This is a genomic window from Mesorhizobium sp. M0062 (assembly GCF_040323125.1).
Lineage (GTDB): Bacteria > Pseudomonadota > Alphaproteobacteria > Rhizobiales > Rhizobiaceae > Mesorhizobium.
This window is the reverse complement of record NZ_JAMYUO010000002.1, coordinates 246,924-260,783: the sequence shown is the minus strand read 5'-3', so window position 1 is coordinate 260,783 and position 13,860 is coordinate 246,924. Positions and strand designations below refer to the sequence as shown.

At 63.1% G+C, this 13,860-nt stretch carries 15 protein-coding genes; 7 read left to right on the top strand and 8 right to left on the bottom strand.

From position 1 onward, the window contains the following. The first annotated feature begins 56 nt into the window (after positions 1-56). The 3 genes from NKJ64_RS03470 to NKJ64_RS03460 are packed head-to-tail and all read left to right on the top strand — an operon-like array spanning position 57 to position 2,319. On the top strand, positions 57-1,223 hold the full coding sequence (locus NKJ64_RS03470; RefSeq protein WP_023686186.1) for an ATP-grasp domain-containing protein: 1,167 nt from the start codon (positions 57-59) through the stop codon (positions 1,221-1,223). A gap of 5 nt (positions 1,224-1,228) precedes the next feature. Continuing rightward, a complete protein-coding gene (locus NKJ64_RS03465; protein WP_023821620.1) occupies positions 1,229-2,005 on the top strand; it encodes an esterase family protein in 777 nt (258 codons plus the stop codon). Then, positions 2,005-2,319 carry a nuclear transport factor 2 family protein gene (locus NKJ64_RS03460; protein WP_031202628.1) on the top strand — a complete coding sequence of 105 codons (315 nt, stop codon included), beginning with the start codon at positions 2,005-2,007 and terminating at the stop codon, positions 2,317-2,319. Before NKJ64_RS03465 ends, NKJ64_RS03460 begins: the two co-directional genes overlap by 1 nt. Before the next feature lie 10 nt (positions 2,320-2,329). On the opposite strand, the gene NKJ64_RS03455 is transcribed toward NKJ64_RS03460, so the two are convergent. Further along, complete coding sequence (locus NKJ64_RS03455) at positions 2,330-3,865, bottom strand: MFS transporter (protein ID WP_352461970.1); 1,536 nt, start codon at positions 3,863-3,865, stop codon at positions 2,330-2,332. A 146-nt stretch (positions 3,866-4,011) separates the two neighbouring features. Here NKJ64_RS03455 and NKJ64_RS03450 point away from each other — a divergent pair, with 146 nt between their 5' ends. Continuing rightward, complete coding sequence (locus NKJ64_RS03450) at positions 4,012-4,908, top strand: LysR family transcriptional regulator (RefSeq protein ID WP_023669967.1); 897 nt, start codon at positions 4,012-4,014, stop codon at positions 4,906-4,908. Positions 4,909-4,961: 53 nt separating this feature from the next. On the opposite strand, the gene NKJ64_RS03445 is transcribed toward NKJ64_RS03450, so the two are convergent. From NKJ64_RS03445 to NKJ64_RS03425, 5 genes are all read right to left on the bottom strand, one after another. Further along, positions 4,962-5,714, bottom strand: coding sequence for an SDR family NAD(P)-dependent oxidoreductase (locus NKJ64_RS03445; protein WP_023669968.1), 753 nt, complete (start codon positions 5,712-5,714; stop codon positions 4,962-4,964). 45 nt (positions 5,715-5,759) lie between these two features. After that, positions 5,760-6,848, bottom strand: a complete 1,089-nt coding sequence (locus NKJ64_RS03440; protein ID WP_023711109.1) for an AbrB family transcriptional regulator — start codon at positions 6,846-6,848, stop codon at positions 5,760-5,762. 80 nt (positions 6,849-6,928) lie between these two features. After that, positions 6,929-7,237, bottom strand: coding sequence for a putative quinol monooxygenase (locus tag NKJ64_RS03435; protein ID WP_023691624.1), 309 nt, complete (start codon positions 7,235-7,237; stop codon positions 6,929-6,931). Between the two features lie 79 nt (positions 7,238-7,316). Beyond that, complete coding sequence (locus tag NKJ64_RS03430; protein ID WP_023699699.1) at positions 7,317-8,096, bottom strand: SDR family NAD(P)-dependent oxidoreductase; 780 nt, start codon at positions 8,094-8,096, stop codon at positions 7,317-7,319. 73 nt (positions 8,097-8,169) lie between these two features. Then, positions 8,170-8,598, bottom strand: a complete 429-nt coding sequence (locus NKJ64_RS03425) for a DsrE family protein (RefSeq protein WP_023669972.1) — start codon at positions 8,596-8,598, stop codon at positions 8,170-8,172. 99 nt (positions 8,599-8,697) lie between these two features. Between NKJ64_RS03425 and NKJ64_RS03420 the strand changes: the two genes are divergently transcribed. The 3 genes from NKJ64_RS03420 (at position 8,698) to NKJ64_RS03410 (ending at position 10,480) form a co-directional block, all read left to right on the top strand. Beyond that, on the top strand, positions 8,698-9,786 hold the full coding sequence (locus tag NKJ64_RS03420; protein WP_352461969.1) for a hypothetical protein: 1,089 nt from the start codon (positions 8,698-8,700) through the stop codon (positions 9,784-9,786). A 65-nt stretch (positions 9,787-9,851) separates the two neighbouring features. Beyond that, complete coding sequence (locus NKJ64_RS03415; protein ID WP_023669974.1) at positions 9,852-10,097, top strand: antitoxin; 246 nt, start codon at positions 9,852-9,854, stop codon at positions 10,095-10,097. Continuing rightward, the gene (locus tag NKJ64_RS03410) at positions 10,094-10,480 is read left to right on the top strand and encodes a type II toxin-antitoxin system VapC family toxin (protein WP_023741041.1); all 387 of its coding nucleotides are present in this window, start codon (positions 10,094-10,096) and stop codon (positions 10,478-10,480) included. The genes NKJ64_RS03415 and NKJ64_RS03410 overlap by 4 nt, the downstream gene beginning before the upstream one ends. A gap of 6 nt (positions 10,481-10,486) precedes the next feature. Here the strand turns inward: NKJ64_RS03410 and NKJ64_RS03405 are convergent, their stop codons facing one another. Together NKJ64_RS03405 and NKJ64_RS03400 are read right to left on the bottom strand one after the other, a co-directional pair. Continuing rightward, on the bottom strand, positions 10,487-11,416 hold the full coding sequence (locus tag NKJ64_RS03405) for a cation diffusion facilitator family transporter (RefSeq protein ID WP_196813681.1): 930 nt from the start codon (positions 11,414-11,416) through the stop codon (positions 10,487-10,489). Between the two features lie 23 nt (positions 11,417-11,439). Further along, positions 11,440-13,629: an anthranilate synthase gene (locus NKJ64_RS03400; RefSeq protein ID WP_023695832.1), complete on the bottom strand. Its 2,190-nt coding sequence runs from the start codon at positions 13,627-13,629 to the stop codon at positions 11,440-11,442. Positions 13,630-13,860 lie beyond the last annotated feature (231 nt).

The following is a 13,860-nucleotide window of genomic DNA, read 5'->3' as shown; positions in this document are numbered from 1 at the left end:
GCGCCAGACTTGCGTGTAGCCGGGGCCGCAATGCTTCGCCGTCTGAGGGGTCATCCGTGAATTTCGTTTTCTTCTCGCCGCATTTTCCCGCCAACGGCGCCGATTTCTGCGACCGGCTGAAAAAGGCCGGCGCCACGGTGCTGGGCATTGGCGATGCGCCTTATGAGGCGCTGGACGGGAAGCTGAAGGTGGCCCTGTCGGAATATTACCGCATCGCCGACATGGAGGACTACGATCCGGTGTTCCGGGCCATGGGTCATTTCATCCACAAATGGGGCCGGATCGAGCGCTTCGAGTCCCTCAACGAGCATTGGCTGGAGCTGGAAGCCAACATCCGCACCGACTTCAACATCTACGGCACCAAGCTCGATTTCGTGAAGAATTTGAAGCGCAAGAGCCGCATGCGTGCATTCTTCCGCAAGAGCGGCGTCGACACCATCGCCCAGCGCAAATGCTCCGACCGGGCCGGCGCCATGACCTTCATCCGCCGCGTCGGCTATCCCGTGGTGGTGAAGCCCGATTCCGGGTCCGGCGCCTCGAACACTTTCAAGATTTCCAACGCCAGGGAGCTTGACCAGTTCTTCAGAGACAAGCCCGAGGACGTGACCTTCGTCATGGAGCAATTCATCGAGGGGCTGGTGGTGACCTTCGATGGGCTGGTCAACCGTGACGGCGAGGTGGTGCTGGCGGCCAGCCACCGCTACGACCAGAGCATCATGGAAGTGGTCAACAAGGATCGCCACATGAGCTACACCTGCTTTCCCAAGGTCCGACCGGCGATCGAAGAGGCCGGCCGCAAAATCCTCAAGGCGTTCGACGTGCGCGAGCGCTTCTTCCACATCGAGCTGTTCGAAACCAAGGACGACCGCGTCATCGCGCTTGAGGTCAACATGCGGCCGCCCGGCGCCTGGATGACCGATGCGATCAACTACACGTTCGACATCGACGTCTACGCGGCCTGGGCGGACATGGTGGTGAAGGATGCCGCCGGCGGGCCTTACGAGGGCAAATATTTCACCGCCTATGCCAGCCGCAAGCGGCGCCTCGACTATTTGCACAGCCATGAGGACGTGATAGCCGCGCATCGCGACAAGATCGTCCATCATCAGCCAATTGAAGAGGTTTTCAGCCGCGCCATGGGAAATTACGCCTACCAGATGCGCTCGAAAGACGAAGCAGCACTGCGCGCGGCCGTCGCCTACATCCACGCGGAAAAGGCTTGAACGCGATGGACATCTCCTATCACAAGCATTTCTCCGGCAACCTCGGCCGCGACATGGAATACAAGCGCTACGGCCATGCCGGCCGGCCGGTGGTGGTGTTCCCGACGTCGCAGGGGCGGTTCTACCAGTTCGAGGATTCCGGCGGGGTTGGAGCGCTGGCCGAATTCATCAATACCGGCCGCATCCAGCTGTTTGCGGTCGACGGCGTCGATTCGGAATCGTTCTTCAACAAGCATGCCGGCGCCGCCCACCGTATCGGTCGCCACGAGGCTTATTTCCGATATGTGCGCGAGGAGGCGCTGCCGGAGTTTCTGGCGACCGCTGAGCAAGCCAATGGCGGGCGCAAATTAAAGCCGCTGTTCACCGGCTGTTCGATGGGCGGTTATCATTCCTCGAACTTCGTCTTTCGCTTTCCCGAACTCGCCAGCGGCGTCATCGCGCTGTCGGGCGTCTATTCGGCGGGCGACTTCTTCGGCAAGGTGCTGGAAGGCGACATTTTCTACAATTCGCCGCTCGACTATCTGCCCGGCATCGTAGACCCAAAACTGCTTGCCCGGCTGAAGTCGCTGAGGATGATCTTCTGCTGCGGGCAGGGCGCCTGGGAAGAGCGGATGCTGGTCGAGACGCGCAGGCTGGAACAGATCCTGCGCGACAAATCCATTCCCGCCTGGGTCGACTATTGGGGCGGCGATGTCAGTCATGACTGGCCATGGTGGCACAAGCAGCTGGTCTATTTCTTCGGCCGCTGGCTGGATGACGATCTGATGCACCGGCTCGATTGATGGCCACACCCGAACCTATCCGCCGCTTTATCGAGGCCACCAATGCGGGTGATAGCGAAGCCGTTCTCGACACGTTCACAGCCGACGCGTCCCTGACCGACTGGGGGCGGTCCTTCCAAGGCCGCCAGCAGATCGCGCGCTGGAACCAGTCGGACAATATCGGCGTGAAGTCCAATCTTAGCATTGTCCGCATCGCCGAGGTCGAGGGCAGCTATCGCGTCCGCATCGCCGTGAAAGGCAATGGCTTCAACGGCGAGGGTGACATGACCTTCGTGCTGGACGGCCACCGCATAGCGAGCCTCGCCATCTCCTGACACGGCTCAGCTACCCTTCCTGGCAAACCGGCAGAGCAATGGTCTCGTGTTCCACCGCCGATCCACGGCGCAAGCCGAGAAAGACGACAAGAGCGGTGACGATGGTGATTGCCGCCAGCACGATCAGCAGCCTGTCGAACGCGGTCTCATAGGCCTGGACCAGGACCGTGGCTCCGGCACCGGGCAAGTGGGCTGCCGCTTCGCCGATGTTGCCGGTCACCAGCAGCTGCGCGGCGGCGGTTGCATCCAGGGAAGATGCCGTTCCCTGAGCCGCCAGTTGGGCTGCCGTGAAACCCGACAGGACTGCCATGACGATCGCCAGCGCCACGCCTTCGCAAGCGACGCGGGTGGTGTTGAAGATGCCGACCGCCATGCCGGCACGCTCTTTCGGCACGACGCCGACGGCAAGTCCGTCCATCAGCCCCCAGGGCAGGGCGATGCCGACGCCGATGAGGATCAGCGGCGCCACCAGCGCTGCGACGACAGGCGGTGTCAGGCTCAGCCAGACAAGGCCGCCGGCGGCCACAAGCAGGCCGACACCGCAGATCGTTGCCGGAGCGATCCAGCGCGCTACCTGGCCGGCGAGCAGTGGCAGGATCAACAGCGGTCCCGACAGGCAGATCATCAACTGCCCCGCCTTGATCTCGCTCATCCCCTCGATGCCGATGAAGCGGATCGGCAGCAGCACCAGCAGGACGACGAAGCCATAGGCGGGAGCGGCCGCCAGGAACTGGACGCCGACGAAGCGGGGAAAGCGGAACAGCGAGAGATCGAGCATCGGCCGGCGCACGCGCCGCTCGACGACGACGAAAGCGGCAAAGCAAAGGGCGGCCGCCACGAGAAGCCCGATCGCCAGGGGATCGGTCCAGCCGCTCTGCGGCGCTTGCAGCACGCCGTAGGTCAGCGATGCCAGCGCGATCGTAAAGGTGCCGGCTCCCGCCCAGTCGAGGCCGGTCGCATCCGGATCGCGCGATTCCCTGATGGTGCGCAGGCCGAGCAAAGCGGCTGCAATCGCGAGCACTGCCACCAAGACGAAGATCGATCGCCAGCCGAAAGCATCTATGAGCAGGCCCGACGCGATCGGCCCAAAAGCGAGGCCGATGCCGAAACTGGTGCCGAGGAAGGAGAAGGCGCGCAGCCGCAATGGCCCATCGAATTCCTGGGCAAGAGCGGAGGCGCCGCCGGCAAAGGCGGCGGCACTGCCGAGCCCTTGCGCAGCCCTGAGCACATCGAACCAGACGATATCAGGGGCGAACATCGATCCCAGCGATGCCAGCACATAGGTGGCGAGGCCAACAAGGAAGAGCCGCTTGCGGCCATGATTGTCGGCCAGCGCGCCTGATGCCATCAAGGTGGCGGCGAAGGTCAGCATGAAGGCGTTGGTCACCCAGTTGAGCGCGATCGGGCTGCCGCCGAGGTCGGCCGCAATGCGGGAAAGCGCGACGGCCGGGCCGGTGAAGGTCAAGGGCATTGTCATGGCGGCAAGGCATACCGACAACAGGACAAGCCATGGCGCGACCGCGCCGTTTGTGGTCTTCGAGGTCATGGATTTCCTATCTGAACCAGGATCCGCCGGCCTGCCGCAAGCTTGCTGCGCCGGTCGCAACGGGAAGATAGGCTCGCGACACTTCGAGAAAAATAGTGTTAAATCTCCAGATATACCGGACTGAAACGCTCGAATGGAGAGATGCGATGGAACGCCTCAATGGGCTCCTGGCCTTTGCCCGCACGGCTGAGTTCGGCAGCTTCATCGCTGCGGGCCGCACGCTCGGCATCTCGGCATCGGCCGTCGGCAAGAGCGTCGCCAGGCTCGAGCAGGATCTCGGCGTAAGGTTGCTTCAGCGCAGCACGCGCCGCATTGGCCTGACCGAAGAGGGCAAGCTGTTCAACGAGCGGGTGCGGCGCATCCTCGACGACATCGACGATGCCGAGGCGATGCTGTCGCGGAGCCGCGAAACACCGCATGGGCGGCTGCGCGTTTCGACGCCGATCGTGACCTATCATTTGCTGTTCCCGGTGCTGTCCGAGTTCATGGCGCGCTATCCCGAAATCGAACTCGACATCGACTTTAACGACCGCATCGTCGACCTCATCGACGAAGGCGTCGACATCGCGATCCGCAGCGGCGACCTGCCGGATTCGCGCCTGGTGGCGCGGCCGCTTGCACCCTTCCGGCTGCTGTTGTGTGCGGCACCCTCCTATATCGAGCAGCACGGCAACCCGAGCCGCCCGGACGATCTCGTGAACCATTACGGCATCCGCTTCCGCTTTCCCAACAGCGGCAAGCTGCAAGGCTGGCCGTTCATCGGCGGCAGCGCCGAGCCGCAGGTCCGCTCGATGCTGACCTGCAACAACACGGAGGCGCTGAAGGGCGCCACGATGGCCGGGCTCGGCATCAGCTCGATGCCCGATTTCCTGGTCCGCGAGGCGCTGCGTGACGGCCTGCTGCGCACGGTGCTGGACGACCATGTCGACGGCCGCGGCCAGTTCCGGTTGCTTTGGCCGTCCAATCGCCATTTGTCGCCAAAGGTTCGCGCCTTCGTCGACTTTCTTCCCGACCGGCTTGCCGCGACGCTGAGCGGCTCTTGAATTAGTCCTTCGCGGCCGACAGCGACGGCGACAGCAAGGAACAGCGGCGCTTCTCAGTAGGTGGCGCGGCCGCCGGAGAGATCGAACGTTGCGCCGGTGGTGAAGGAATTTTCGTCCGATAGCATGAAGGCGATCATCGCAGCCGCCTCTTCGACTTCGACGAACCGGCCTCGCGGCACCTTGCCCAGCATGTAGGCGACCTGGGCCTCAGTGAGCTGTTCGAGGATGCGGGTGCGGGCGGGCGATGGGGTCAGCGCATTGACGGCGATGTCGTGGCCAGCCAACTCCTTACCGAGCGATTTTGTCAGCGCGAGCACGCCGGCCTTGGCGGCGGAATAGGCGGCGGCATTCGGATTGCCTTCCTTGCCTGCGACCGAGGCGATGTTGACGATGCGGCCGTAGCTGCGCGCGATCATGCCGGGCACCAGGCGCTTGCAGCAGTAGAAGACGCCGTTGAGGTCGATGTCGATTATCTGGCGCCAGGCGGCAGGATCATAATCCGCCACCGTCGCTGCCGGTCCGGCGATGCCGGCATTGTTTACCAGCAGATCGACCGGACCAAGCGAGCGCTCGGTTTCGGTCGCGGCGCTGTCGACGGCCTCCATCAGCGATTGATCGCACAGCAAACCCTCGACCCGGCCGAGCGGGGCGAGTTCGGAAACGGCCTTCGCCATGGCGGTCTCGTCCACATCCCAGATGGCGACGCTGGCGCCCGATGACAGCAGTCGCCGGGCGACAGCAAGGCCGATGCCTTGCGCGCCGCCGGTCACCACGGCGACCCGGCCTGAGAGATCGACGGCATTCACACGACGTTTCATGGGCACTTTTCCTCTTCCCTGGATATTTGAATCTCAGTCCCTGACGGCTCTCGCCACCAGCCGCGCTATGCTCGGCCCGGCGATGAGCACGACCAGGAAGCGGGTCGACTGCAAGGCCATGACGAAGGATATGTCGACGTTCTGCGCGGCGGCGGCAATGATGGCGACGCTGTCCATGCCGCCGGGGCTGGTCGCGAGATAGGCGGTCAGCGGATCGATACCAAGGACGTGGCTGATCAGCCAGGCTAGCCCGCCGCAAAAGGCGATCAGCACGACGATAGAGCCGACGATCTGCGGCAGCGCCCGTGTCGCATGACGCAGGATCGCCCGGGTAAAATTCAGCCCTATCGACCAGCCGACCATCGCATAGGAGAGCGCCAGCAGCCATGGCGGCAATTGCATCGCCACGCCGAAGCCGAGATGGACGATGGTGCCGATGATGAAGGTGCCGAGGAAGAAGGGTGATGGCAGCCGGCACAACCGGCCGAGCAGGCCGCCGACCAGCGCCACGCCGAGCGTGGCGGCAAAGGCTGCCGGTTCGATCGGCGGGAACCAGACGATGGCTGGTACCTCGATGCCCGAAGTGTCGACCCACATCTTGGCGACGAGTGCTGCCGTCATCGAGACGAAGATGACGCGCAGATACTGCATGAAGGCGACGAGGCGCTGATCGGCGCCGAAGGCACCGGCCATCAGCACCATGGCAGTGGCAGCACCCGGCGACGAGCCCCAGACCGCGGTGGTGCCGGGCAGGATGCGCCAGCGGCTGATCAACCAGCCAAGCAGGCTGGACGCCGCAAGGGTCGCCAGCACCACGACAAGGACCAGCGGCCATTCCTTGTAGAACACCGAAAAAATGTCGGTGGAGATCGACGCCGCGACCAGACAGCCGACCAAGGCCTGGGCGGCGGCGAACAGCGGCCGCGGCACGCGCACCGTGGCGCCATTGGTGCCGGCAAGGATCGCCGCCAGCATCGGGCCGATCAGCAGCGCCGCCGGCAGTGCGGCGTATTCCAGCGCGCCGGCGAACAGCAGCGAGACGATCAGCAGCACCAGCCACTGCCGAACCGGACGCATGCGCGCCATGCGTTCGACGGCCGGTTGGTCTGGCGAAGAGTCCATGTTTGGGTCTTAGACCTGGAAGAGAAAAATGCGAACGCTGTCTCGGACGAAATTCACGACCCCGACCCCGCGTTGGGATGTCACTCGTTCTTGATGGCGGGCAGGCCGAAACCGCCGGCCGGATGGGTCTCGACCTGGAATTCGAAGCCGGCGATGATCGGCCGGGCCTTGGCGATCGCTGCCTGGACCTCCGGCAGCTGCAGCGAAGCCTTGTGGCTTGCGGCGTCGGTCCACACTTCGGTCACCCAGATCGCGTCGGCATCGGCCGGGTCGCGGGCGATGACATAACTCAGGCAACCCGGCATGGCGCCGGTCGAGGCTAGCAGCACATCCATGATCGCGTCGCGCTGGCCGCGCGCCGCCCGCATCTTTCCGATCAATCCGTACATTGCCTCTCCCCTTTCTTCCAACCTCAGCAAACGTGCGCACGACATGCATGGTTGCGAGACGCAGTATGCAATTGCCGGCTCACGGCATCAACTGGCCACCGTTCACCTCGATCACCTGGCCGGTGATGTAACCACTCAGGAGATCGGAGGACAGGAAGAGATAGGCGCCGACGCAGTCTTCGGCCGTGCCGGCACGCCCTTGAGGAATGGTGGCGACCATGCCCTTCATCTGCTCGTCGGTGGAATAGCGCTCATGGAAGGGTGTCGCGATGGTGCCCGGCGCCACCGCGTTGACGCGGATGCCGAAGCCAATCAGTTCCTTGGCCATGCCGCGCGTCACATTGGAGACAAAGGCCTTGGCCGAACCGTACAGCCCGGCGCCGCCGCCAGCGCCATTGCGCGCCGCGATCGACGAGGTGTTGACGATGAAGCCGCCCTGCTTCTTCAGCCATGGCATCGCCTTGCGCGAGGCCGTCAGCACCGAGCGGGCATTGAGGTCCATCACCGCGTCGTAGTGCGCCTCGGTCTGCTCCGCATAGGGCACGCGGCCGAGCATGCCGCCGGCATTGTTGATCAGCCCGTCGAGCCGCCCGAATGTTTCGGCGCTCTCCTCGACTACCCGCTCGACATCGGCTGCCTGTGAGAAGTCGCCCTGTGTCAGGAACACCTCACCGCCGCTGTCGCGGATGTTTTTGGCCAGCGTTTCTGCGGCCTCCCGGCTCGAATTGTAGTGCAGGGCGACCCGGCATTTCTGGGCGGCGTAGGCCAGTGCAAGGGCGGCACCGATGCCGGTCGAAGCGCCGGTGACCAGCACCACCTTGCCGGCAAGATCGGGGATGACGAGGGTGGTCGCAGTCATGAGCACTTTCCTTCGGGCTGTTTGGCCACCCTTCGTAGGCTCTCATGGCCTTCACGTTCAAGCCCGTGGCGGCTCAGGGCCGGAGATAGGCGTAGCCCTGGCGCTGCAGTTCGGCGAGCTTGACGACGCCGCCCTTGTCGGCGGCGTGGAAGCCCTCGAGCAGGTCGGCAAGCGTGATCTCCATGCCTTGCATGGTGTTGCCGCAGGCATGCGGCTCAAGGCCCTGCTGGACGAGGCCGGCAAAGCGTCCCGAGATCGCCGCCGATATGCCTTTCGACTTGAAGCCGGCAAGGGCCGGACCATGCACGACCAGCACGATGTCGACATTGCCGCCGGTGCCTTCATAGTGGTTGTTGATGTTGCCGAGCACGAAGTTGACCTTATCGAGGTCGCTGAGGTGATAGGCGACCTTCGGTCTGTCTTCAGCGGCGGCGGCCCGGCTCAGCCCGAACAGGCCGGCGGCACCGGCAAGGCTGGCCCGGAACATGTCGCGTCGACGCATGGCATCCTCTCGGCTTGGCGCTCCCCGCAAATTGCGTGGCTGCGGCCATGATACTAGCATAAATTGACGTTACGTCCTGTCGATGCGAGGAGGGGTCACATGGCGTTCAGGAAGTGGAAGGTTGTTGCCAGCGCTGGATTTGGCTGCGTGCTGCTCGGCGCGCTTGCAAGTTCGGCCCTTGCCGGCGATGCGCTTAAATTACCCGAACTCAGCCCGAATGGCGTCGATGCGTGTTTCGGCCGCGTCTATGATGCGGCGCACCTCAAGGCGCATCCAAAGCAGAAGGTGGCGCGGATCTTCTTCCTCTATGGCCATGATCCGGTGAGCCATCCGAACGAGGAGCCGATGGCAAACGCCGACACCTCCTACAACGGTTTTCTCACCACCGTGGTGCGCGGCGCCAAGGCGCCGCAATGGGCCGGCGGCTGGTGCAATCACGAGTCCGAGGACGGCAAGTCAGGTCCGATCCGCTGCGGCATGGACTGCGACCGCACCATGGCGTCGCTGAAGCTCGATGACAAAGGCCGCCTGATCCTCACCGACGTCTCGTCCGATCTCTATCTCGACGCCGGATCGGAAGACGAACTGGGCGAAGCCGAATATGACCGGCAGGCTCTGGGCTCGGAGGACAATAATTTCCGCCTCGACCCGATGCCGGCCGCAACCTGCCAGGCTGAATTCGCCAAGATCGACCCGATCGATCCGGCGCTTGGGGCTCCCTTGCGCGAGCGACTGAAGCCGGACCAGCCTTTCTGTTTCGGGCGAGACTACGATGCCGCGCATCTCTCCTCGCATCCCGACCAGGTGACGCAGTCGATCCGGGTCTTCCGCGGGCCGGTCGAACTCGCCTCCTTTGCCTCAGGCGATGTCGCCAACTGGCCCGACGGCTCCGATGTCGCCGTTTCGGTGACCACCAGGAAGAACGGGACGAAGGTCACGCAGACCTATTCCTGCCAGGGTGAAGCGGATCAATGGCGCTGCGCGGCCAGTTCGAAGATGAGCAACTTTTCCTGCGATATCGCGCAAAAGGAAATCTTCCTCAAGCGCGGCGCCAACGGCACCATGATGCTCGCCAATCCCAACAGCAGCCTGGCGATCGTCGATTTGTGCTCGGCGGATGGCAAGACCAAGTCCGATGACAAGGTCTACCGGTTGGAGGCTATGCCGCAGTCGGCCTGCACTCGTTGAGTTCGATCTTGTCTATGACGCTACCATGGTATATATCTTTGCTATATCTCATTTGAGGATAGCACATGGACAAGGCAAAGGTGTTCTGGTCAGGCCGGTCACAAGCTGTGCGCTTGCCTAAGGAGTTTCGGTTCGAGGCAGACGAGGTTTCGATCCGTCGTCATGGGCGAACTGTCATCTTGGAGCCGCTTGCGCAGGATTGGGCATGGCTCGACCAGGTCATCGCACCGGTTGACGACGATTTCGTCCAGGGAGCGCTGGAGCGTCAGGATGGTCAGGATCGACCTGCTTTGGATGACCTCTTTAAGTGACCTACCTGCTCGACACCAATGCCGTCATAGCGATCATCTCGGGCGACGAGGGTCTGCTGGCTTTGCTTAAACGGCATGCACCACAAGACTTTGCTCTCTCGGCGGTCGTTTTGCATGAGCTGTACTACGGCGCTGAAAAGAGCCAGCGAAAGGTCCAAAATCTGGCGCGCATCGAAGCTTTGCAGTTCCCGGTACTTGAATTCGACCGAGACGACGCGAGACATGCCGGCGAGATTCGTGCTGGGCTTGCGGCACTGGGAACCCCGATTGGTCCCTACGATGCGCTGATTGGCGGGCAGGCACGTGCTCGGGACCTCACGCTGATAACCCGCAATATCCGGGAATTCGAGCGGATCAAAGATCTCACTATCGAAACGTGGTAACTCGCCTCACGCGAACGGCACCGCCGTCGTGCCTTTCGGCAGCTTCGCCTCGTCGTCCGGCTCGACATGGATGGTGACGCGCACCGAGGGGATTTCGGCCTTCAGCGCGTCCTCGATGCGGTCGCAAATGACGTGGCTGGCGCCGACCGTCATGTCGGCGTCGACGACCAGGTGGAACTCGATGAAGGTGGCGCGGCCGGCGATGCGGGTCTTGAGGTCATGAACCTCCAGCGCGCCCTTGCAATTGGCCGAGATGATGTCGCGAATGTGCATGTGTTCGGTCGTGTCCACTGCGCGGTCCATCAGCCCGTTCATCGACGAGCCGATGACGTGCCAGCCCTGCCACAGGATGTTGAGCGCGACGATGACGGCAAGCGCCGGATCAAGGATCTGCCAACCGGTCAGGATAGCGCCGACGAGGCCGCCGAAGACGCCGACCGAGGTCACGACGTCGGTCATGATGTGCCGGCCGTCGGCGACCAGCGCCGGTGATTTTGCGCTGCGCCCGGCGCGGATCAGCGTCCAGGCCCAGAAGGCGTTGATGACGGTGGCGACGCCGTTGATCGCCAGGCCCTCCCAGGGTTGTTCGAGCGGGGTCGGCGTCTGCCAGGAGCGCCAGACCTCGTTGAGGATCAAAAGCGCGGCGAGCACGATCAGCACGCCTTCCAGCACCGCCGAAAAATACTCGGCCTTGTGGTGGCCGAACGGATGGTCCTGGTCGGCCGGCTTGTAGCTGACCAGGACCGCCCAATAGGCGGCGGCCGAGGCTATGACGTTGACGATCGACTCCAGCGCATCCGAATAGAGCGCAACGGAGCCGGTGACGTACCATGCGGCAAGCTTGAGCGCGAGCACCACGCAGGCGATGACAATCGACCAGAAGGCAAGGCTGGCGATCCTTTGCCTGGCCGCTGCCTTCGCTGCGATCGCCGCCATGTTGTCCGTCGCCGCCATCGTTTCTAAGCGGCCTTTTCCTTGGCCTTGCGCGGCAGATGCGCAACGATGTTTTCGATGATGCGCATGCCGGCATTGTGGCCGAGCGTCATGATCGATTCCGGATGGAACTGGACGGCGGCGATCGGCTCCTTGCGGTGTTCGAAGGCCATGATGATGCCATCCTCGGTCTCGGCGGTGACGATGAAATCGTCGGGCAGCCGCACCGGATCGGCAAAGATCGAGTGGTAGCGGCCGACGGTCACTTCCTTGGGCAGGCCGGAGAAGATGATTCCGGGCTTGGAGACGCGGATGCGCGACGGCTTGCCGTGCATCGGCACGTGCAACTGCCTGAGTTCGCCGCCATAGGCCTCGGCCAGCGCCTGCAGGCCAAGGCAGACACCGAAGATCGGCAGGTCGCGGGCGCGGGCGTTCTTGATGGTCGCGGCGCAGTCGAAATCCTTCGGCGTGCCCGGTCCGGGCGACAGCACGACGAGATCGGGCTTCAGCCGTTCGAAGACTTCTTCCGGCACCGGCGAACGCACGGTCGAGACATTGGCACCGGTCTGGCGGAAATAGTTGGCCAGTGTGTGGACAAAGGAGTCTTCGTGGTCGACGAGCAGGATGTTGACGCCGTCGCCGACGCGCGCGGTGGTGCGTTCGGCGCCTGCGGCATTGCCCAATTTGGCGTCGCGAATGGCGGAGAGCATGGCGGATGCCTTCAGTTCGGTTTCGGCTTCTTCTTCCTCGGGGATGCTGTCGAAGAGCAATGTGGCGCCGGCTCGCACCTCGGCAATGCCGTCCTTGATGCGGATGGTGCGGAGCGTCAGGCCGGTGTTCATGTCGCCGTTGAAATTGACCATGCCGATGGCGCCGCCATACCAGGCACGCGGGCTCTTTTCGTTCTGCTCGATGAAGCGCATCGCCCACAGTTTCGGCGCACCGGTGACGGTGACCGCCCAGGCATGCGACAGGAAGGCGTCGAAGGCATCCATGCCTTCGCGCAGGCGCCCTTCGATGTGATCGACGGTGTGGATCAGGCGTGAATACATCTCGATCTGGCGGCGGCCGATGACGCGCACCGAGCCCGGATCGCAGACCCTGGACTTGTCGTTGCGGTCGACGTCCGAGCACATGGTCAGCTCGGATTCATCCTTCTTGGAATTGAGCAGCTTCAGGATCTGCTCGCTGTCGGAAATGGCGTCGTCGCCGCGCTTGATGGTGCCGGAGATCGGGCAGGTCTCTACGCGGCGGCCGTTGACGCGCACGAACATTTCGGGCGAGGCGCCGATCAGATACTCGTTTTCGCCGAGATTGATGAAGAAGGAATAGGGCGACGGGTTGATCGACTTCAGCTTGCGCGAGATTTCGGAAGGCTGCGTCTCGCAGCGTTCGTAGAACATCTGCCCGGGCACGACCTCGAACAGGTCGCCGCGCTTGAAACTGTCCATCGCCTTGCGCACCAGATTGGCATATTCGCCCGGCTCATGGTCGCCGCGCGGCGGGATGCGGTCGGCGGTCTTGAACGGTTCGGTAATTTCGTCCCGCGGCAGCCCCTCGGTTGAAAAACCGTCGCCGGAATAGTCGTAGCGGTCGGTCCAGGCCTTGGTCGAATAATGGTCGACGACCAGGATCTCGTCAGGCAGGAACAGCACGAGATCGCGCTGGCTCTGTTTGCGCTCGAGCTTGTAGTCGACTGGATCGAACTGGAAGGCGAGGTCGTAACCGAAGGCGCCGTAAAGGCCGAGATTGGCGTCTTCATCGGTCTTGAACAAAGCGGTGATGGCGCGCAGCACAGTAAACACAGAGGGGACGCGGCTGCGCTCTTCCTCGGTGAAGACGCGGCCGGGCTTGGCGACATCGAGGCGGATCAGCTTTTTCGAGGTTTCAGCAATCGTCACCTCGGTAATGCCGGCCAGCGTCTTGCCGATCACCGGCAGCAGCACTTCGCCACGGCCGTTCAGCGCCTCGATGCGCATGGCGCGGCCACGCGCGGAAATCACCAGCGGCGGATCGATGATGGCCGTATCCCAGCGTGTGTAGCGGCCCGGATATTCGTAATTCGAGGAAAACACCGCACCACGGCGCGAGTTCAAGCCATCGACATAAGCGTCGATCGCACCGGCGTAAGGCTTGTCGTGGCGTTCGCGGGTGATGGTGACACCACCTGCGGTCACGAAGCTTTCCGCGCCGTTTTCCAGAGCCTTGATCGTCATTGCCGTCTCCATATGGCTTGTTGGGCAACGGACCCGGGACTGGCTTTGAAAAAACAAATGGCCGCCCGGACATTCCGTTGCGGCCACCCTCTATTTTCACGCGCACGCGTTCGAACAGGCCGCTGTCAGCGAGCCCACCACCAAATGGTCTTGATCGAGCGCATGTTCATGGGCGAAATCCATAGCGGCGAAAAGCCGGATGCGCAACAGGTTTGAAAGGCCTGTTTGTGG

What these genes read in the sequence shown, in the direction of transcription:
- NKJ64_RS03450 (WP_023669967.1), top strand. Translation starts at nt 4,012, where the DNA reads ATGGAACGCCTCAATGGGCTCCTGGCCTTTGCCCGCACGGCTGAGTTC.
- NKJ64_RS03430 (WP_023699699.1), bottom strand. Translation starts at nt 8,096, where the DNA reads ATGACTGCGACCACCCTCGTCATCCCCGATCTTGCCGGCAAGGTGGTG.
- NKJ64_RS03405 (WP_196813681.1), bottom strand. Translation starts at nt 11,416, where the DNA reads ATGGCGGCGATCGCAGCGAAGGCAGCGGCCAGGCAAAGGATCGCCAGC.
- NKJ64_RS03415 (WP_023669974.1), top strand. Translation starts at nt 9,852, where the DNA reads ATGGACAAGGCAAAGGTGTTCTGGTCAGGCCGGTCACAAGCTGTGCGC.
- NKJ64_RS03455 (WP_352461970.1), bottom strand. Translation starts at nt 3,865, where the DNA reads ATGACCTCGAAGACCACAAACGGCGCGGTCGCGCCATGGCTTGTCCTG.
- NKJ64_RS03420 (WP_352461969.1), top strand. Translation starts at nt 8,698, where the DNA reads ATGGCGTTCAGGAAGTGGAAGGTTGTTGCCAGCGCTGGATTTGGCTGC.
- NKJ64_RS03425 (WP_023669972.1), bottom strand. Translation starts at nt 8,598, where the DNA reads ATGCGTCGACGCGACATGTTCCGGGCCAGCCTTGCCGGTGCCGCCGGC.
- NKJ64_RS03460 (WP_031202628.1), top strand. Translation starts at nt 2,005, where the DNA reads ATGGCCACACCCGAACCTATCCGCCGCTTTATCGAGGCCACCAATGCG.
- NKJ64_RS03465 (WP_023821620.1), top strand. Translation starts at nt 1,229, where the DNA reads ATGGACATCTCCTATCACAAGCATTTCTCCGGCAACCTCGGCCGCGAC.
- NKJ64_RS03440 (WP_023711109.1), bottom strand. Translation starts at nt 6,848, where the DNA reads ATGGACTCTTCGCCAGACCAACCGGCCGTCGAACGCATGGCGCGCATG.
- NKJ64_RS03400 (WP_023695832.1), bottom strand. Translation starts at nt 13,629, where the DNA reads ATGACGATCAAGGCTCTGGAAAACGGCGCGGAAAGCTTCGTGACCGCA.
- NKJ64_RS03435 (WP_023691624.1), bottom strand. Translation starts at nt 7,237, where the DNA reads ATGTACGGATTGATCGGAAAGATGCGGGCGGCGCGCGGCCAGCGCGAC.